Below are 19,126 nucleotides of genomic sequence, written 5' to 3' on the forward strand. Positions count from 1 at the left end.
GAGAGAAAACGGGACTACGACGCAACGGTCTGTGTGCGAACAGGCATAATGCGGCCGAAATCATTGATCGTTTGCCAGCGAACCTCGCATAACCCAGGGGCGATACAGCCATCAAGTAAGCGCTCACTGAAAGGGGCAACAACGCCGCCGTCCGGTATGCTCTTTCCTCCGAGGCTGAGCTGATAAAGCGTGACGTAGTAAGGCGTCGGGTTGTTCACGACAACCTTATTTTTGCTTCGTGACCAGTGCAGGGCCTGGTAGGCATCATCTGGTTTTCCGGCGAGTCCGGCAGGACGATAAAAAAGTTTAAAGCGCGAACGTACCGCCGTTTGTACACCGGAGACGTCATGGTTAGCTGAAGGGATCGCCGCAACGTTTAAGGTGAACAGCGTTTCACGGTCTGCGGGCACGTCTCCACTCGTGAAGATCAGACGAACCGTGTTCTCGCGTTCAGGATGCAGTGAAAACAGCTGTGGCATAGCCACAAATGTGCTTTGAAGCCCGTGCGGGACATCTGCTCCCGTCCATAAGCCACCAGGCTCGACTTTGGTGTAGATCAGATAAGATTCGTCAGAAGGGTTACGGACGGAAAAGCTGATCGATTTCTCTCGTTCTGGATAGACAAAACGCGTTCCGCCGATCACCACGCCCGCCTTCGCCTGTAGCAGGGGGAGCGACAGAAAAAAGAGCGTCAGGAGCGCCGCCCCAAATGAACGTTTACGCATAATTAAGGATAAATGTCGTTGTGGCATTTGCCGTCCCGGTGGTTACGGTGCTGGCAGTGGCAACATAGCGGGCGTAAAAATGGAGAGTCGCGTCGCTCTGATTGGGAATAATCAACGTCTCCTGGCTATGGCTTCCTATGGAAATAAGCGTCTTATCCTGGTTATAAATACCGACGCCAATTCCCGTTGCATAACCTTCACCGCCGATGAGCGTCAGCAAGTCGGGGTTTACCGTGTCTGGTGTGCCGTCAAAGGTAATACTGACGGAACCTTCTGTCCCTGCGCAGTTTTCCACACTGAGGGTAAACGGGTGATAATCCGCCCCCATACCCGGCCGGGTAAAATATGTGCTTTGCACGTTGTCCATCGTGACCGTCAGAGTTTGAGAGTCAGGCGAAATACTGCATGTCTTTTTATGAATCACACCAGTAATATAAATTGTGCCGTCGTGTGCCAGAATGCATTCTGAAAATAACGCCACCAGCGAAAGCGCGGTAAAGAGTATCGTTGATATTTTTTTCATTTCCGCATCCTACTGATAAAGCAAATCAAAATACATGATGGCTGTGGCATTCCCCGGCGTGACGTCTGACAGGGTAGATTTATACCGTAAATTAAACGTTAAGCTATTATCGCCTTGTGTTAAGGGGTAGGTGTCAGATTCCACGTTATTTATGCTAATGGGATTATGCTCAGCGTTAAGAATTTCCACACCAAGACCCGTTGCCATTTCGCTCGCTGTTCCTTTCCCCGTGTCGCTGAGGGATAAAAGATCGGGGTTATTAATATCCGGTGTCCCGCTGAACCAGACTTTTGTTCCATTGATGGCCCGCGAACAATTCTTCAGATCAATTGTGAAGGGTTTTTCCGGCGACGTCGTCCCTGACGCAGGAAACGCCGAACTGTCAAATTCACCCAGATAGACGGTTTGTTCTTTACTGTTCACATCGACATCACAGGATTCACCAATAATCGTGCCGAATATCTGGAGATTTATCGACGCGCCATCATCGGCATGCGTTAGCGGCATCCAGAAAAAAAGAGTGAGCAGAGCGGAAAAATAAATGTTTTTCATTTAGCACCCTTACGCAAAATCGATACGTAAACAAGCCAACGCCGTGAAAATACCCTCTTCCGGGGCGTTACCTGTTGTACTGACCGGGTACGTTTTTAACGTGATATCTGCATGGCCCGAATCGTCGGTGATAAAATCAGCCGTGCTTGAAACGTCGTTAGGTATCATAACCATGCCCTTATCATTCGTAACAACGACGCCAACATCATTGTTATCGGTGGCAAGCGCCTGGTTAACGCGACTGTCTGCCGTTGCGACCAGCCGAAGCGTGAGGTGCGCGGGTGAAATCACATCGGCATTACATTCAACAGGAACATTAAATGTTTTCACTGGTGCGTTATACGGTTTTTCCCCTGCGGTAGTGAAAGATGAGCTGTTTAATTTCCCGAGGTCAACGGTAATGATTTGCCCCGCATTAATGACGCAGTTTTGTGGTACGGTGACAGCGCCGTTGTAGGTTATTTGATAAACAATAGTATTCAGTGGATCGGTATTGTCTGTTGTAATGTAAACATTGAACATCACCTTATTGGGAATAATGACCGTACCAATAAAGGGTTTGACAATTTTTATCCTGAACACCAGGTTGGAGTCATATACCGGGAAGGGTTCGCCAATATCCTCTTGATCGACCCTCCAGTCTTTCCCCATATGAACATAGTCTGCAGGGGGATAATAATCCCCTATATCTGAATCGGTAATACGCATCGCACCTGCGATATAGGTTGGATCGAGGCTCATGTATTGCCATTGATTTTCTGTGAAGATAACAGGAAAAGCACTTTTGTATGAACGATAGGTACGAGAATCACCATCAGGGTGTCTCGCACATATGGCTTCCACACCCACATCCTGTGATTTAACAAGTTCAACTGCCTTTCCCAACTGGTTTTCTTCTTTAGTCAATGTCGTTGTCAAATCGTAATTTACAACTGTAATGCTATTTGAATAATTATGGCAAACCGCAGCCAGACTTTCCGCTGACGTTACAAGAGCCAGTAATAAAAGAATAATACGTAATTTCACCTATCGGCACTCCGCTTTTAAACGTACGAGGGACTGCTTTGTTTCATTTAGCGTGTAGGCAGCAACACATTTTTTATCGCTTGTATCGCCCCACTGCACCGTCAGGGAGCCTGTTGTCCCCAGTCCCGACAGATAGGCTTCGCCATTTTCACCCACGATAGTGTCTCCACCTTCGTCACTGCGCGTGACAATGGCACCAAACGGCACAGGGTGCCCATCGTGAATTAATGAAATCATTGCACGATTCCCGGAGCGGGCCTTGAAGGAGGCGCGTACAAGCGCGCCCTGGGTCGGAATAACTTGCGTAACGGCTTCATCGATATCCAGGTCGTCACTCAGGGAGTTGGTGTTCAGCGCCATGCGGTTACGATGGTATGCGCTGGCATAGGGCACGACCGCATAGCCTCGCCAGTCGGTGTGAATGCCCGGCCCATCTTCCACTTTAACGTTGCTGGCCCCTGGTGCCGCTATCAGGACGTTGGTGTCCCCCAAAGGCTGGCTTAAGGTGATGCCATTACGGTGGGCGACGATACCGCCACTCAGTCCATAATTTACCTGTTGATAATCGCCGTTATGGCTGTAGTTATATCCCAGGTTCGCATTACCGTAAGCGCTGTCGTACTCGGCACTGGCGCTTCCGCTGGCACCGGTATGCTGATTCTGATAGCCCTGCTGAACGCTATAACTTAAGTTGTTATCTTCAAGCAGCGTTCCGTTGATGCCCGCAGTATTGGTCACTCTGCCGTCGTTATCGGTGCTCATGCCGTAGGTGGCATAGATGCTATTTAAACGTTTCGTCACATCTCCACCTGGGTGGAGCCATACATTGAGTGGGAAGGAGAGCGTTAAGGCGTAAATCCGATCGCTTCCGCTCATACCGGGAGCTTTATTGTAGTTGTAGGTCAGGTTATAACTTACACCCGCCACCATCCCGCTATAACCTAGCTGGATAAGTGTGTTTTTTTCATCGGTATGCCAGTACGTTTGTTGGCTGCCGTTGAGAAAAATCGACCCGGCATTGCCAAACTGCTGGGATATATTCGCCTGGAGTTTACCGCGTTTGGTGTAGTACAGATTGTAATAATCCGTCCAGACTGGCCGATCGTCTTCGGTTCGGTTATTGGGATCGTCCTGGCCGATATAACCTTTCATCTGTTTGTAGGTCGTTTCATCCAGCGTATAAAAACCCGACGTTGAGTAGCGATACCCTAACAGCTGGAAATTTGTTCCAATGCCATTTAACGATTTTGCATATAAGAAACGTATTGATTGCCCGCTGTGTGAGCTACCATCGCTCAGTTCGCTTTGCGCACTGGTTACATCGGCCGACACCGCGCCAACGTTGCCCAGGTTAACCCCTGAACCCAAAGCAAAGGCGGCGTATTTTTCCGTCAGTTGCGTACCGCCATAGACGGTAAATCCTTTAGGTAAACCCCAGATAAGCGTTCCCTGAATAAAGTTAACGTCCTCTTGCTGGCTACTGCTGCTGCGATAGCGGGCTGCGGCCGCGGCGTATTTTACGCTGCCTTCTCGCTGTAAAACCGGGACTGCAGAATAGGGCACAGAATAGCTGTTGATCGTACCGTCAGCTTCTTTTACCTCAACGTTTAAATCGCCGCTGGAGGACGTGGGATAAAGATCGTTAATGGCAAAAGCCCCTGGCGGGACATAGCTTTGATAAATGGTGTAACCGTTTTGCTTGATGGTCACCTGGGCATTGGATTTTGCGATACCGCGAATAGTCGGGGCAAAACCCTTCATGCTATCCGGCAGCATATTGTCATCAGAATTAATCTGTACGCCGCGAAACGGCAGGCTATCAAAGACTTCCGATGTCGTATAATTTTCGCCTATCGTTAGCTTGCTTTTAAGGGGAATAACCGCCCGTTCAGCATACGTTTTAATGTGCTCCCAGTTGGTATAGGTACTGGAGCCACTGCTGCTGTAGTTCCAGGTGGAATAATCCCGCAACCGCCAGGGCCCCAGGTTAATCCCACTGTTCATTCCGAGAAAATAGTTATCCGTGGTCGAGCCATAATCGCCGCTGTTTTGGTTATGCGAGCCTGTAAAGTCATAATTCAGCATCAGAGCGTTAATGCCTTCGTCCCATTGTTCAGGGGGGATGTAACCTCGCGCATTATTGCGCAGAGCAGCCTGCGGGATGCTGATATCCAGACGTTGTCGTTCAAAGTCGAAAAGGGTACTGGCTGCAGGAATGGCGGACGCAATATCGGCGCAATGGCTGGCGTTTTCTTCCTTCAGGGCAGGCAACGCATCAACATTAACCCCCATTGCATCAAGCGATTTCAGCGACAAACAGGGAGACAGCCCCGTATCATCATCCGACGGTTTTGCGCTTTTCCGGACGTTAAAAGTTATGTCGCGGGTGGCTAAAAAATTGTCATTCAGCCACACGTCCACCCGGTAAACGCCGGGTGCCTGGCCGGAAGAACTAAAACGTGACAAATCAGCAACTGCCGCAGGATCGCTTGAGAGGAAAGCCGGATTGAAATAATAATTCGCGCCTGCGTTCATTGATGTTAGCGCGCCCAGCATGGCCAATGTGAGAGGAGCCAAATGATGAATGACATGCTTTGTCTTCTGCTTACGATACTTCATTTTTCTCAGCCTGCTTTAACGCGCTCTATGCTTTTATTTTCCGGAAAAGTTATGCTCCAGGGCATGACTGAACGGGGGTAGTAGCACCAAAATCATTCACCGTCTGGAATTTGACCTGACCCCCGCTACCCGCAGGAACGGCAATCTCCAGGCTGTTCATTGGCGCAACCATGGTGTTTGTTAACGTCGTGCTTCCCACTTTGAGCTGCACAAGTGATACGTAATAAGGCGACGGGTTTTTGATGGTCAGCTTGCCGTTCGTCGTCAGGCAACGCAGGGTTTTTGGCGCATCAATAGAAGGCGTTGGTAACTTTTTGGGGCGAATAAACAGCTTGATCACGCTTTGTGTGGCAATCTGCAGCGTATTTCCCTGCAATTTACTTTTATCCACTGACGGTATGGCTTTGCTGTTGAAAAAAAAGACGCTTTCCCTGTCTGTGGGCAAATCCGGGCCCACGTACATAATTCGCACGGTGTTCTCTTTTTTAGGATGCATCACAAATAGCGGAGGGGTAATGATAAAGTCTGTAGACTTCGATTGATCCGCATTTGCAACCCAGGACTGTACCAGAAAAGCATTGCTTTCAGACGTATTCGTCACAGGCAAAGAGATCTGCTTATCGCCTTGCGGGTAAATAATTCGCGTTGCGCCAAGCCCTATACCACCCGCGTGCGCGGTGGTCATCGCCGTCGTCGCAAATAAGAAAGAACCTGTAATCAGCTTATTTATAAAAGCTGATGGTATAATTCGTGTCATTGATATATCACTTAATTAAATACATAGAATAAAACATGCCGTTAGAGCCTATGTATTTAATCGCTGTAAAAATGTCTGGATTAAAATGACTCCTCCGCACTGGTGTACGAAGGAGGAGGAACAGCGTCCGGATCAGGAATAAACCATCTGGAAGGTGGCAGTGGATGCTACGTTACCTGGCGTTGCTGCGCCAGTTGCGATGTAGTCAACGCTCAGTGGAATGATGTTTTCACCGTTGATCAGACCGACGGCTGAGGACGTGGTGCCCAGGTCAAGGTTTTTACCGTCAGGTCCAAACAGTTGCAGAGCAACGTTCAGAGCGGAACCCGCACCCGCGGTATTCGCCATCGCTCCCGGCTGGGTTGCATCCTGCTGCGCGTTGAAAATGACGGCGGCGTTCTGGCTCACGGAAGTGTCGCAGTCTTCCAGCTTGATGTTGAAATCTTCTTTCTGATTTGCGAGCATTCCTTTTTCGGTCAGTTTCACGGTGCGAACCTGGCTCAGAATAACGGTCTGGTCGACAGAGTCAGCCGCGACTGAACACGCGGCATTCACAACCTGACCGACGAAGTTAACGGTTCCACCGCTTACTGTTGTGCTTTCAGCTTGTGCATTCACGGCTACGCCGCTTGCCATTGCCGCAGCAACAACCATTGCTAAAACATGCTTTTTCATACAAATCCTTTTAATAAACAGTTTTCTGTCAAATTGAAACAAGATTTAAAACTACGAACGTTAAGAGGAAAGTAATATCTTAGATTAAATGTCCTTGATATACCGGCTCATATAACACAGTATGTTTCGCACATTCTCATGATGTTTCGAAAAGATATTTTATGAGGTGAAAAATATTATATCAATCTATTGCTGGGTATTTTATGGTTAGAAATACTTAAACGGATTTTAAATAAGAATTTATTAGTTTTTAAAATGAATTTGCACATTAACTGATCGAATTTACCGGTTTCTGGCGCGGGGTGAGCCTGAAATAATATGTGCGGGTTATTGTTGAGCGGAATCCTGAGGGATTTAATTAATATTAAATTCAGGATAATATTATGTGCAGGGATCGCAGAAAATAAAATTTCAATGTGGAATCTTTAATTGCAAAGTGGAATTTAACATATATGTGGTGTAAAAAAGCCCTCCCAAAAGGGAGGACTTTTATCACATTTCTTCCACACTTATCCGCAGCGCTGCCAGCGCTTTGCGCGCCGCTTTCAGCACCTGTTCACACTGTTCAATGGTCAGCGTCAGCGGCGGTTCAATACGGATGGTTTTTGAATTGTTGAGCGTTCCGGCCACCAGTACCCGCTGGCGGAACATCTCGCTCGCGAAGTTATAGCCGATTTCATTATCAACGAACTCAATCGCCATCAGCATCCCTTTACCGCGCGCATCCTGCACCAGATCCGGGTATTCCCGTCCCAGTTGACGGAAGCCATCCAGCAGCATGTCGCCTTTTTGCTCCGCCTGCGCAGGCAGGTTTTGCTCCAGCAGCACGTTGATGGTTGCCAGCGCAGCCGCACAGGCCAGCGGGTTACCGCCAAAGGTGGTGGTGTGCAGGAACGGGTTGTCGAACAGCACCGAGAATACCTCCTCGGTAGCGACCGTCGCACCAATCGGCATCACGCCGCCGCCGAGCGCTTTCGCCAGGCAGAGAATGTCCGGCTGAACGTTCTCATGCTCGCAGGCAAACATCTTGCCGGTGCGGCCCATGCCGGTCTGTACTTCGTCGAAGATCAGCAGCGCACCAAACTCATCGCAAAGCTGACGCACAGCAGGCAGATAACCCTGCGGAGGCAGGATCACGCCGCCTTCCCCCTGGACAGGCTCCAGGATCACCGCTGCCACATCATCGCCAGTTTTACGGCATTCGCTGAGCATGGTGCGCATAGCGTTGATGTCACCAAACGGCACGTGGCGGAAGCCCGGCAGCAGCGGCATAAACGGTTTACGGAAGGTGGATTTGGCGGTCGCTGACAGTGCGCCCAGCGATTTACCGTGGAACGCACCGCTGGTAGCGATAAAGGTGAACTTCCCGCGTGGCGACTGGTACGCTTTGGCGAGCTTAAGTGCCGCTTCGACCGATTCCGTGCCGCTGTTGCTAAAGAAGCTGTATTTCAGTTTGCCGGGGGTTAAGGCCGCCAGCGTTTTCGCGAGCATGGCGCGAAGCGGGTCGAGCAGTTCCTGGCTATGGAGAGGTTGTTTCGCAAGTTGATTCTGTACGGCGGAAACCACTACTGGATTACGGTGCCCCACGTTGAAGATACCAAAACCACCCAGGCAATCGATAAACTCCTGTCCCTGGGTGTCGACAAGCGTATTAAGACTTCCCGCTTGCCACTCTACGGCTCCGTAATCCCCGCCGGCGGTAACAGATTTGCGATACTCCAGAAAACCCGGATTCACATGCTCTTTAAAGTAGTCGATGACCTCTCGGTTAAGTTGTTTCATCTCCTCATGATCAAGCGTTCGCTTTTCAATGAGATTCAGTGCGTGCGCGGTACAGGCAAGAGCCGAGGCGCTGGAAGGTAACCTGTTCAAAATGTGCTCCCTGGGATCGCGTATCACATGATACTGAGTTAAGTATTGCAGGGATTACGCCACTTCAGATGACTTAACGAAAATCGGGATAAACGCCAGGTTAAATTAATGTTGCGCAAAATTTAATCATGCCTATACAAGCCAAACGGGATGAAGGCGCAGGGCGGCGGGGAGGGGTTCTGCAACGCAGTTCGTCAATTGCACTGGTGTGGTGCGAAGGATGCTTCTTTAGTGGGCGTTAACCGATCATACTTTCCAGGTAATTTCTTAGCGAAAGTATTTTAAATCAATTAATTAGAAAGGCGCGCAAAAAGTGCGGTTTAACTGAAATTTGCGATCTCAATCATATTTAACAACTAAAGATAAATTCGTTACCGCCGAAAAACAATAAACCACAAAATTAACATTCAAATAACCTGCAAGGGATGCCCATCATGTCCTCTCCTTCTTATGTCACCCGGAATGAATACCCTCTGGACGATGACACCACCTTAATGTCGACCACCGACCTCCACAGTTACCTGACCCACGCCAACGACACCTTTGTGCAGGTGAGCGGGTACTCGCTCACGGAACTGCTGGGGCAGCCGCACAATCTGGTGCGCCACCCGGATATGCCGAAAGCGGCCTTTGCCGATATGTGGTACACGCTGCAAAAGGGGGAGCCGTGGAGCGGGATTGTCAAAAACCGGCGTAAAAATGGCGACCACTACTGGGTGCGAGCGAACGCGGTACCGATGGTGCGTAATGGTCAGGCGACAGGTTATATGTCGATCCGCACGAAAGCGACGGCCGAAGAGATTGCCGCCGTGGAGCCGCTCTATAAGGCACTGAATGAAGGGCGCTGTAAAAAACGTATCCATAAAGGGCTGGTGGTGCGTCAGGGCTGGCTCGGGAAGTTACCGGCGATGCCGTTGCGCTGGCGTGTGCGCAGCGTGATGGCGGTACTGTTTGCTGCGCTGGCCGCCACGCTGATAGCCACCTCTGCGGACTGGGTTTCACTGGTGGCGACAGCCGTGGTGATGCTGCTGGGGACCGTGCTCTTTGAACAGCAGATTGTCCGCCCGGTGGAAAACGTAGCGCGTCAGGCACTGCGGGTCGCCACCGGTGAGCGCAACAGCGTGCAGCACCTGAATCGCAGCGACGAACTGGGGCTGACCCTGCGCGCGGTTGGGCAGTTAGGGCTGATGTGTCGCTGGCTGATCAATGACGTATCCAGCCAGGTTGTGAGCGTGCGCGATGGCAGTGACAAGCTGGCGCAGGGTAATGAAGATCTCAATGATCGCACGCGCCAAACCGTCGCCAACGTGCAGCAAACCGTGGCGACGATGAACCAGATGGCGGCGTCGGTACAAAGCAACTCAGAGACGGCTGCTGAAGTGGACAAGCTCTCCGTGGCTGCCAGCAGCGCAGCGACCAAAGGCGGTAATGCGATGCAGACCGTAGTCAAAACGATGGATGACATTGCCGACAGCACCCAGCGGATTGGCTCGATTACCTCGCTCATTAACGATATTGCTTTCCAGACCAATATCCTGGCGCTGAATGCCGCCGTAGAAGCGGCACGCGCGGGCGAGCAGGGCAAAGGGTTTGCGGTGGTGGCAGGGGAGGTGCGTCATCTCGCCAGCCGCAGCGCGAATGCGGCTAACGATATTCGTAAGCTGATTGATGCCAGCGCCAGCAAGGTACAATCCGGCTCCGATCAGGTGCATGCCGCAGGCCGCACGATGGACGATATCGTTGAGCAGGTGAAAAACGTGACTCAGCTTATCGCGCAGATCAGCCACTCGACTTCAGAACAGGCGACCGGCCTGTCGGAACTCACCCGTGCCGTGGCGGAACTGGACAGCATCACGCAGAAAAATGCCGACCTGGTGGAAGAGAGTGCGAAAATCTCGTCGATGGTGAAGCATCGTGCCGGGCGGCTTGAAGATGCGGTAACCGTTCTCCATTGATTCAGTAAAGTTCCAGTAAAGCCGTTTGCTCCAGAAAGAGTAAACGGCTTTTTTGTTTGTTGTAATTATTTGGGTTGGTTATTGTTTAATTAACATTAAATAACTAAAAAAATCCGCCTGGTTATTTATTCCTGCCTAAGTCTGTTTTTCCTGACGCTATTTCACATACGCCTGTTCTGGCGGTCACGTAACGATCGATACGGCGTAATTAATAGCCTGCACCTATCCATTATGATGGTTATGAAATAAAAAAACGATCAAAGTCATAAAGTTAGCGCCTGGGTTACCGATAACGATGATCGTCTGAGAAATAATCACATTGATGGAGTAAATATGTTCTTACATGACGTAAAGATCGGCACGAAATTATTTCTGGCGTTTGGATTCTTTATTGTCCTGATGGTGGCGAGTGCGAGTTTGTCCCTGCTGAGCCTGAACCGTGCGAACAACGGTATGCAATCCATCATTACCAGCGGTTATCCGACCACGGTAAAAGCGAACCAGCTAATCGACAACTTCCAGGAATTTATTAGCACACAGCAGCTCATGCTGCTGGACGAGCAGGGGACATACACCGCCCGGTCGCAGCAGCGTATGAAAGAGATCAGTGAGCACATTACCGTGCTGCTGGACGGCCTGAATAACGCTCTGCACGATGCCAAATCACAGCAGGTTTTGGCGGATATTCGCAGCGTGCGCCAGCAGTATCTGGATTCGCGTTACCGTATTTTGCAGGCGGTGCAGAATAACGATCGTGCGGGTGCCATCCAGGAGATGATGACCAACACCCTCAGCCTGCAACAGGCCTATAAGACGAAGGTACAGGAGTTAATCGCTATTCAAAACAGCGAGATGCAACGTGCGGGCACGCAGGTGGACGACGATTTCAGAACCCAACGCCTGCTGCTGATCCTGATCACGCTGTTTAGCGTTGTGGTGGGCAGCCTGATTGGCTGGTTCATTGTGCGCTCGATAACCCGCCCGCTGGGTAAAGCAGTGACCTTCGCTGAAGCCATTGCTGAAGGGGATCTGACCGGCAGCATTGCGTCACACGGTAAAGATGAAACCGGTCTGCTGCTCTCTGCGCTGATGGAGATGAAAACCCGTCTGCTGGAGATTGTGCAGCAGGTGCAGACCGGGTCGGAGAATATCTCCAGCGCGGCCGCGCAGATCGTCGCGGGGAACCAGGATCTGGCGGCACGCACGGAGGAGCAGGCCAGCTCTGTTGAGCAGACAGCGGCGTCGATGGAGCAGATCACTGCGACGGTGAAAAACACCGCGTCTCATACCGGGGAAGCAACGAACCTTTCTGCCGACGCGGCTGCGGTGGTGAAAAACAACGGCGAGATGATGAAGCAGGTGACCAGCAAAATGCGCCTGATTAATGACACCTCAAACCGGATGTCCGACATTATCGACCTGATCGACGCCATTGCCTTCCAGACTAACATCCTGGCGCTGAATGCCGCCGTAGAAGCGGCACGTGCCGGTGAGCATGGCCGTGGTTTTGCGGTTGTTGCGGGGGAAGTGCGCCAGCTGGCGCAGAAAAGCGCCTCCTCAGCCAGTGAAATTCGCCAGCTCATTGAAAGCTCCACCAGCCAGACTCAGGACGGGATGAATCTGGTAGAGAAGGCCAGCGGCTTGATCAACGGCATGGTCGGTAACGTCGAGGAGATGGATGTGATCCTGCGTGAGATCCGCCAGGCCAGCCATGAGCAGACGGAAGGTATCTCGCAAATTAACAGTGCAATTGGCCTGATTGACGCCACCACACAACAGAACTCCGCGCTGGTGGAGGAGTCTGTGGCAGCGGCGGCATCGCTGAATGAGCAGGCGATGCACCTGAAAGAGCTGGTTCGCGTCTTCCGCGTGAGCGAACACGCACCGGCTTAATCCAGCTGAGAGATCTCCAGCGACGCGCGGTCGATCACGCCGATGATCTGCTTAAGCTGCGCATCGCTGAGTTCTCCCTGATTTACCTTCAGGTCTAACACGGCTTTAAAGTTATCCAGCGCCCGCTTCATCTGCGGGTTTTTGCGTAGCTGAAAGCCGACGCAGCGCGCTTTGATACGCACCTGAATGTTCTCAAGCTGTTCCTGGTTTTCATCAAGCCACTGTTGCCCTGCTACGGTGATCGCAATTTTCTTGCGGCCACTTTCTTCTTCCGTCATGGTGATAAACGTCTGATCCTGCAAAAAATCGAGCGTCGGGTAGATAACACCCGGACTTGGGGTGTAATTCCCCTGCGTCATGTTCTCAATCTCTTTGATCAGTTCGTAACCGTGACTGGCGTTGCGGGTCAGGATATCCAGGATCACCAGCCGCAGATCGCCGTGACCAAAAAATCGCGGTCGGCGTCCGCCGCCCTCGTGTTCATGTCGCATGGTATGCCCCTCAATTTGATATATCTAAACTATATCTAAGATATATTAAGATGCAATCTAAAAAATCTTGCATTCTTGCTTATTAGCAATCATTATCATTTAAAATTGATTTCGATATATCGTATTCACCTGAGAAGGGCATAAAAATGACATCCACCCGTTATCCGCAACGTGTCCGTAATGACCTGCGCTTTCGCGAGCTAAACGTGCTCCGCGTTGAGCGTGTAAGTGCTGGCTTCCAGCGCATTGTTCTGGGCGGCGAGGCGCTGGACGGTTTTACCTCCCGCGGTTTTGACGACCACACCAAAGTCTTTTTCCCGGCACCGGGCACAACCTTTGTACCACCGGTGGTGACCGATGATGGCATCGACTGGGGCGACGGTGTACGCCCGCAGGCGCGTGACTATACGCCGCTGTATGATGAGGTAAACCATGAGCTGGTGCTCGATTTCTTCGTTCATGACGGCGGTGTCGCCAGCAACTGGGCGGTTGAGGCGAAACCCGGTGACAAGCTGACTATCGGCGGCCCGCGTGGTTCGCTGGTGGTGCCGGAAGATTACGCCTGGCAGTTGTATGTCTGTGATGAGTCCGGGATGCCCGCACTGCGCCGCCGTTTAGAAGGCATTGCAAAACTGCCGGTGCGCCCGGCGATCCATGCGGTGGTAACCGTAGGTGATGAATCTTATAAGGACTATCTGGCGCACCTGAGTGACTTCAACATCACCTGGATTGTGGGCCACAGCGAGCAGAAGGTGGCTGACCACCTGACGGCGTTGACCGTGCCGTCGGAAGATTACTTCATCTGGCTGACCGGGGAAGGGAAGGTGGTGAAAAACCTGAGCCGCCAGTTTGAAACCGACGCGATTGATCAGCAACTGGTGCGTGCCAGCGCATACTGGCACGCTAAATAACTACGCGGCCGAATCCATCTGCGCTTCGCTTACCTGATGTTCGAGCGAGGCGCAAACCTCTTTCAGCGCCTTCTCCTGCTGAGCAAAGTACGCTTCCATATTGCTGAGCGACGAAACCAGCAGCCAGGACTCTTCTTTCTCCAGCTCCGCCAGCTCGTTCACTAAGGTGTCGATTTGCTCGCGGACCTGTGCCATCTTTTTGCGGATACGCTCCAGATCGTTCAGCCTGTCGCTTGCCATCAATGGCTCAAAGCCCTGCTGCAGACGCGCCACCAGCGAGCGAATGGCTTTCACGTCACCGCGCTGTTTGGCCTGGTTAAGCTGCACCATCATCGTGTTGGCTTCTTCTTTTAGATCATCTGCGACCAGGTCCGGGTGGCACAGTTTGCTTGCCTGACGCCAGAGCCGTTTTAGTTCGTTCTGATCTTCCTGCGAAAGATTTTTCCCTTTGCGCAGACGAATTTCAGCATCGTGATGCTGTTCGCGGTATTTCTCGTACTCTTCATTGGCCTCGTCGCGCGCCTGGCGTGCAGGCTCCTCTTCGCGCGTTAACCCGCGCTCAAGTTCCAGGGCTTCAGCCAGCAGGTTGGCAATCAGGTTACTTTGCTGCTGCAGATGCTTGCGCGCCTCGGCAGCCTGTACGGAATCGGCAGGTTGGTCGCGCCAGCGTTGGGTGAGCGTCGCCAGCACCTCCACCGCCTGCGCCATGTAGCGCTGACAGCGACGATAATCCTCTTCACGACGACGCGCCTCCGCCTGCTGGCGACGCAGGTTTAGCTCCGCCAGTGTTTTACGCAGGGCGAGGATCTGCTGCATAAGCGGCCCGAGCCGGGAGAAATAGAGATCGTTGAACTCATCAAGCTGCTGCACGCGGGCGTTGCGGCGGTCAATCAGATCGCGCAGGCGTTCTTCCAGTGCTTTAAGCTCCAGCTTGCTGGCGGCCACCTGCGGATCGCGCCACTGAGTGATAGCGCGCTGGCCCTGCAGCCAGGCAGTGATGGCCGCAATGGCGGCGGTGTAGTTTTTCTGCTCAAGCGCCACGACGATTGCCTGTAGCTCATCGTCAAACGCTTCCTTTTTCAGCCGTGTCAGCTGGCTCTGGATGATATCGTCATCTTCCAGTTCAATCGCATTTTTAATGATTTCTAGCCGTTTGATCGGTGTGCTCATGATGCCTTTCGCTTTGGCGCTTAAGTATTTGAGTTAAGGTTAGTTGTTACAGACGCTACAGGAAATAATACACACGGATGATGATCGGCGCGATGGGGGATTTCTTTAGTTTTTTACGGTTTGTGAAGGGGCGGGCAAGCGTCATCTTCGCCAAGCGCATTTTCACAACCCAGAGCTAATGAGAGTAAGAACTGCTCATTACGTGTCTTCGATAATATCTCTATCCCCACAGGTAAACCGGCATGATTCAGGCGGTACGGTAAGGTGATTGCTGGCAGACCGCTTATTGCTGCCAGTTCAGGTGCACAGCCAGGGGGCATTTTACTCAGGTCCGCGGGGCGGCGTTTGGCGGTGGGGTAGAGAAAAGCATCGATGCGATACTGTTCGGCCGTACCGCTCAACTCACGATACAGACGACGCTGAAAACGACGTCCGTTAAACCACTGCGGTGTTTTCAGGTGGCTAAACGATAGCATCTGCTCCAGCAGCGGTAAAAATTCAGATAAGCATTGTCCAGAGGTGACCACCTCCCGCAGACTGACCGGAGCGTCCTGCTGGGCCGCGAGCCAGGCGTTGATCCCGGTATGGAATTCGTAAAGACTCAGGCACATCTGAGATTCCACTTCGGTCAGAATCGGCAAAGGCACATTAATCATCGTCGCACCGGCTAACCGCAGGCGATCCAGCGCCTCAGACCATACGCCGAGCTGAGCCGGATCGTCCCCCTCCAGAGCGGTAATGACCCCGAACCGCTTCCCTTTAAGCGGCAGTGCCTCCAGCTCAACGGGCCGCTCGCCGTGCATGATTGCGTGTAAGAGAGCGGCATCGCGCACGGTGTGTACCATCGGGCCAACGGTATCTTTACTCAGGGATAAAGGGGCAACGCCCTCAAGCATCTCACGCCGAAACGCAGGCCGTAATCCGACGAGACCGGTATAACTGCAGGGAATACGAATCGAACCGCCGGTATCCGTACCCAGGGCACCGTCTGCCATACCGGCAGCGACGGCAGCAGCGCTACCGCCGCTTGAGCCGCCCGCCGTAACGGCAGGTTGTAACGGGTTGCGCACATCGCCGCCCAGCGAGCTGCGGGAGCGAACGTCAAAGGCGAACTCAGACATATTTGCTCTTGCCAGAATAATCGCCCCTGCTGCCCGCAGGCGCTGGATGACCCGTGCATCAGATACCGCTTTTACCGATGCCAGCCCTTTGCAGCCGAGTGTGATCGGCAAAGAAGCACAGGCGATGTTGTCCTTCACAATCAGCGGGATGCCGTGCAATGGCCCCATTAAACTATTTTGACGGCGAAGCTGCTGATAACGTTCAGCCTGTGCCATCGCATCGCTATTGACACCAAGAATGGCATTTAGATGCTGGTGTTCATCGATGGCCTGCAGACGTCGGGCCATCTCCTCGCAACAATCCTGGGGTGGAATAAGACGCATCGCGTGAGTTCCTGAAGAGAAGAGTGTGGCAGGCTATTCCGCCTGCCTCTGTTACCTTAATCCCGCGTGCCTGCGGTAATGGCATCAATATCCTGCGGGCGGAGGCGAATTTCTGCCGCACGGCGGTGCCCCTGCATTCCCTCGGTACGGCTCTGGCGAATAGCCGGTTCTGCGATGGCCGGAATTCCCTGCTCGTCAATCCACTGATGGGTGCATACTTTGACATATGCGCCAACCCACAGCCCGCCGGTATAGCGCGCTGCCGCCATTGTGGGTAGCGTGTGGTTTGTTCCGCAGCATTTGTCCGAGAAGACGACGCTGGCGTTTTGTCCGATAAACAGTGAGCCGTAGTTGCGGATCTTGGCCGCAGTAGCGTGCGGATCGCGGGTATGAACCTGTAAATGTTCGGTTGCCATATAATCAGCGAAGGCGATCAGGTGATCTTCGTTGTCGCACACCACGATTTCGCCCTGACGATGCCAGGCTTCTCCCGCTGTCGCGGCGGTGGGCAGGTTGCCTAGCTGGCGTTCGATCTCAGCGAGAGTGCGTGTTGCGATCGCGTCGCTGGTGGTCGCCAGTCCGACGCGGGTATGAATGTCGTGCTCCGCCTGCGCCAGCAGATCGGCGGCCAGAATACGCGGATCGGCAGAATCGTCAGCAACGGTGAAGATCTCACTCGGCCCGGCAAGGGCATCAATACCCACTTTACCAAAGACCTGGCGCTTCGCCTCGTTTACATAAGCGTTGCCAGGACCGACGATTTTATCTACCGCCGGAATACTTTCAGTCCCCCACGCCATGGCGGCAATGGCTTGCGCGCCGCCCACTTTAAAGATGCGGTGCGCCCCGGCCAGGTGACAGACGGCGATCATCGCCGGATGCGCGCCCGGTGGCAGGCAGGCGATAATCTGTTCGCAACCCGCAACGGTGGCAGGCACAATCGACATTACCGGGGCGGAAAGGATAGGGTAGCGCCCGCCCGGCACGTAGCAGCCCACGGTCTGAACCGGAATAATGCGATGCCCAAGATGCACGCCCGGCAGGGTTTCCACTTCCAGCGGCAGCATGGTGGCGAACTGAGCCTGAGCAAAACGGCGCACCTGAGAAATGGCGAATTCGCTATCGCGACGGGTCTGCGGGTCCATGCCAGCCAGCGCCTGTTCAATCTCTTCGGCTGTCACTTCAAACTGCGATGGCACGACTTTATCGAAACGTTGTGAAAAATCCCTCAGCGCCGCATCCCCTTCCTGTTTCACCCGCGCAATAATCGTGCTGACGGTATCGCTCAGGGAACGGTCTGCTTTCTCATCCTGGCCCTGCGGGCGTTTAACCCAGCGAACCTGATTAACAATCGACTCTGACATTATGCATTCTCCATCTGACCAAGTTTGATCTGCGCCAGCAGCGCCAGGTGATCGTAAACGACCCACTCATCAACAATTTTGCCGTTCACAATGTGGTAATGGGACATGCCCATAACGAACAGACGCTCGCCTGTTGGTTTGCCCAGCTCGCCATAGCCCAGGTGGTGGCCTTCCATGATCCAACGGATCGCCACTTTCACGCCGCCCTCATCGCACGGGTTAGAGCAGATATGCTGCGGGAGCCATGCGCCGTCCGGGATCATGCCAATAAGTGCCAGGGTCTGGTGCGTCACCGATGCTACGCCGTAAAGCTCTTTCATCAGCGGGCCGTGGTACTGCACGTTGGGCGCGTAGACCTCTTTAATCTTGCCTAACATCCGACGGTTATAAATTTCGTGCATCCAGCGCAGGCACTGCTCTTCGGTATCGGTATGGGCGATCGAGATGTCGCACTCTATCTCCGGTGGATACTGCCCCAGCATGCGGCCATTCTCACCGATGTCGGTGACGCGGAAGCCTTTATCAAATTGCTCTTTCGCCATGTTGAAGGCGATTTCATCGGTGTTCAGCCCCAGCTGTTTCATCAGGGACATGTTGTCACTCACTACCCACTCGCGGTAAATCTTGTTCTCGTGGATCATGCAGTCGGCCACGGTGCGCGTGACAAACGTGCGGTTAGTGGGCTGGCCGAGATGGCTGAACTGGGTATGACGCCCCGTCCCCGTTACCAGGTGAGAGGTATAGAAACCATCGACGTCATTGCCGTTCCAGATAACCTGCGTCGCCATGCCCCGGCGCTCAGGGAAGGCAACCAGGCGTTTCAGGGTGTCCTGCACCACTTCTTCACGGGTATACAATGTGCCCAGTGCGTTATACAGCACGCAGTTATGGGTATAGTGGGTATAAATTAAACCAACGTCACGTTCGTCCCATATTTTATGGGTACAGCGCACGATATAATCGACAATATCCGTATAACACTCATCGAAGCCTCTTAATGATTGCGCGCGGGGGCGTTTTTCCGGAACGAGATCAATAAAGTCGCGGCGTTCAACCTGTAATACCGGTTCGTCACGCTGAATTTTACTGTTATTTTTTTCGGGTACGGCTGGAGCTTTATTTGTTACTTCAGTTGAAGACATAGGACC

Annotated in this window: 16 protein-coding genes; 3 read left to right on the top strand and 13 right to left on the bottom strand. The window is 52.6% G+C overall.

Going from position 1 to position 19,126, the window contains the following annotated elements:
* Positions 1 to 14: 14 nt before the first annotated feature.
* The 8 genes from ABGB15_RS03290 to ygjG all read right to left on the bottom strand — a co-directional run bounded on the left by ABGB15_RS03290 (position 15) and on the right by ygjG (position 8,749).
* Positions 15 to 752 carry a molecular chaperone gene (locus ABGB15_RS03290; RefSeq protein ID WP_225903425.1) on the bottom strand — a complete coding sequence of 246 codons (738 nt, stop codon included), beginning with the start codon at positions 750 to 752 and terminating at the stop codon, positions 15 to 17.
* Positions 718 to 1,248, bottom strand: coding sequence for a fimbrial protein (locus tag ABGB15_RS03295; RefSeq protein WP_215722468.1), 531 nt, complete (start codon positions 1,246 to 1,248; stop codon positions 718 to 720). Before ABGB15_RS03295 ends, ABGB15_RS03290 begins: the two co-directional genes overlap by 35 nt.
* 9 nt (positions 1,249 to 1,257) lie before the next feature.
* On the bottom strand, positions 1,258 to 1,800 hold the full coding sequence (locus tag ABGB15_RS03300; RefSeq protein WP_313326855.1) for a fimbrial protein: 543 nt from the start codon (positions 1,798 to 1,800) through the stop codon (positions 1,258 to 1,260).
* 9 nt (positions 1,801 to 1,809) lie between these two features.
* Positions 1,810 to 2,826 (bottom strand): fimbrial protein, encoded by a 1,017-nt coding sequence (locus ABGB15_RS03305; protein ID WP_215722470.1) that lies wholly within the window; start codon positions 2,824 to 2,826, stop codon positions 1,810 to 1,812.
* Positions 2,827 to 5,445 carry a fimbrial biogenesis usher protein gene (locus tag ABGB15_RS03310; RefSeq protein ID WP_215722471.1) on the bottom strand — a complete coding sequence of 873 codons (2,619 nt, stop codon included), beginning with the start codon at positions 5,443 to 5,445 and terminating at the stop codon, positions 2,827 to 2,829.
* Between the two features lie 49 nt (positions 5,446 to 5,494).
* Complete coding sequence (locus ABGB15_RS03315) at positions 5,495 to 6,130, bottom strand: fimbria/pilus periplasmic chaperone (protein WP_225903434.1); 636 nt, start codon at positions 6,128 to 6,130, stop codon at positions 5,495 to 5,497.
* A gap of 204 nt (positions 6,131 to 6,334) precedes the next feature.
* On the bottom strand, positions 6,335 to 6,877 hold the full coding sequence (locus tag ABGB15_RS03320) for a fimbrial protein BcfA (protein WP_152082327.1): 543 nt from the start codon (positions 6,875 to 6,877) through the stop codon (positions 6,335 to 6,337).
* A 492-nt stretch (positions 6,878 to 7,369) separates the two neighbouring features.
* Entirely contained in the window at positions 7,370 to 8,749 is a 1,380-nt protein-coding gene (gene ygjG / locus ABGB15_RS03325; RefSeq protein ID WP_167515538.1) for a putrescine aminotransferase, read from the bottom strand.
* 434 nt (positions 8,750 to 9,183) lie between these two features.
* Between ygjG and ABGB15_RS03330 the strand changes: the two genes are divergently transcribed.
* On the top strand, positions 9,184 to 10,704 hold the full coding sequence (locus ABGB15_RS03330) for a PAS domain-containing methyl-accepting chemotaxis protein (protein WP_215722473.1): 1,521 nt from the start codon (positions 9,184 to 9,186) through the stop codon (positions 10,702 to 10,704).
* Positions 10,705 to 11,037: 333 nt separating this feature from the next.
* Complete coding sequence (locus ABGB15_RS03335; RefSeq protein WP_152082324.1) at positions 11,038 to 12,597, top strand: methyl-accepting chemotaxis protein; 1,560 nt, start codon at positions 11,038 to 11,040, stop codon at positions 12,595 to 12,597.
* Here the strand turns inward: ABGB15_RS03335 and ABGB15_RS03340 are convergent.
* Entirely contained in the window at positions 12,594 to 13,088 is a 495-nt protein-coding gene (locus ABGB15_RS03340; protein ID WP_215722474.1) for a PadR family transcriptional regulator, read from the bottom strand. The two genes, ABGB15_RS03335 and ABGB15_RS03340, sit on opposite strands and share 4 nt — an antisense overlap.
* A gap of 146 nt (positions 13,089 to 13,234) precedes the next feature.
* On the opposite strand from ABGB15_RS03340, the gene ABGB15_RS03345 reads away from it, so the two are divergent.
* The gene (locus ABGB15_RS03345) at positions 13,235 to 13,999 is read left to right on the top strand and encodes a siderophore-interacting protein (RefSeq protein WP_313326857.1); all 765 of its coding nucleotides are present in this window, start codon (positions 13,235 to 13,237) and stop codon (positions 13,997 to 13,999) included.
* Here the strand turns inward: ABGB15_RS03345 and ABGB15_RS03350 are convergent, their stop codons facing one another.
* The 4 genes from ABGB15_RS03350 to ABGB15_RS03365 form a co-directional block, all read right to left on the bottom strand.
* Positions 14,000 to 15,169, bottom strand: coding sequence for a DNA repair protein (locus tag ABGB15_RS03350; protein WP_152082321.1), 1,170 nt, complete (start codon positions 15,167 to 15,169; stop codon positions 14,000 to 14,002).
* A gap of 113 nt (positions 15,170 to 15,282) precedes the next feature.
* Positions 15,283 to 16,614 carry an amidase family protein gene (locus ABGB15_RS03355; protein ID WP_215722476.1) on the bottom strand — a complete coding sequence of 444 codons (1,332 nt, stop codon included), beginning with the start codon at positions 16,612 to 16,614 and terminating at the stop codon, positions 15,283 to 15,285.
* 56 nt (positions 16,615 to 16,670) lie between these two features.
* On the bottom strand, positions 16,671 to 17,978 hold the full coding sequence (hisD, locus tag ABGB15_RS03360) for a histidinol dehydrogenase (protein WP_167515537.1): 1,308 nt from the start codon (positions 17,976 to 17,978) through the stop codon (positions 16,671 to 16,673).
* Positions 17,978 to 19,120: an ester cyclase gene (locus tag ABGB15_RS03365; RefSeq protein WP_215722477.1), complete on the bottom strand. Its 1,143-nt coding sequence runs from the start codon at positions 19,118 to 19,120 to the stop codon at positions 17,978 to 17,980. Before ABGB15_RS03365 ends, hisD begins: the two co-directional genes overlap by 1 nt.
* Positions 19,121 to 19,126: the final 6 nt, after the last annotated feature.

It is taken from the genome of Enterobacter sp. MALB-1 (genome assembly GCF_041021625.1).
Lineage (GTDB): Bacteria > Pseudomonadota > Gammaproteobacteria > Enterobacterales > Enterobacteriaceae > Enterobacter > Enterobacter oligotrophicus.

Bases quoted from the DNA above. Each gene is read 5' to 3' on its own strand.
- ABGB15_RS03290 (WP_225903425.1), bottom strand. From the start codon at position 752: ATGCCACAACGACATTTATCCTTAATTATGCGTAAACGTTCATTTGGG.
- ABGB15_RS03295 (WP_215722468.1), bottom strand. From the start codon at position 1,248: ATGAAAAAAATATCAACGATACTCTTTACCGCGCTTTCGCTGGTGGCG.
- ABGB15_RS03300 (WP_313326855.1), bottom strand. From the start codon at position 1,800: ATGAAAAACATTTATTTTTCCGCTCTGCTCACTCTTTTTTTCTGGATG.
- ABGB15_RS03310 (WP_215722471.1), bottom strand. From the start codon at position 5,445: ATGAAGTATCGTAAGCAGAAGACAAAGCATGTCATTCATCATTTGGCT.
- ABGB15_RS03315 (WP_225903434.1), bottom strand. From the start codon at position 6,130: ATGACCACCGCGCACGCGGGTGGTATAGGGCTTGGCGCAACGCGAATT.
- ABGB15_RS03320 (WP_152082327.1), bottom strand. From the start codon at position 6,877: ATGAAAAAGCATGTTTTAGCAATGGTTGTTGCTGCGGCAATGGCAAGC.
- ABGB15_RS03330 (WP_215722473.1), top strand. From the start codon at position 9,184: ATGTCCTCTCCTTCTTATGTCACCCGGAATGAATACCCTCTGGACGAT.
- ABGB15_RS03335 (WP_152082324.1), top strand. From the start codon at position 11,038: ATGTTCTTACATGACGTAAAGATCGGCACGAAATTATTTCTGGCGTTT.
- ABGB15_RS03340 (WP_215722474.1), bottom strand. From the start codon at position 13,088: ATGCGACATGAACACGAGGGCGGCGGACGCCGACCGCGATTTTTTGGT.
- ABGB15_RS03345 (WP_313326857.1), top strand. From the start codon at position 13,235: ATGACATCCACCCGTTATCCGCAACGTGTCCGTAATGACCTGCGCTTT.
- ABGB15_RS03350 (WP_152082321.1), bottom strand. From the start codon at position 15,169: ATGAGCACACCGATCAAACGGCTAGAAATCATTAAAAATGCGATTGAA.
- ABGB15_RS03355 (WP_215722476.1), bottom strand. From the start codon at position 16,614: ATGCGTCTTATTCCACCCCAGGATTGTTGCGAGGAGATGGCCCGACGT.
- hisD (WP_167515537.1), bottom strand. From the start codon at position 17,978: ATGTCAGAGTCGATTGTTAATCAGGTTCGCTGGGTTAAACGCCCGCAG.
- ABGB15_RS03365 (WP_215722477.1), bottom strand. From the start codon at position 19,120: ATGTCTTCAACTGAAGTAACAAATAAAGCTCCAGCCGTACCCGAAAAA.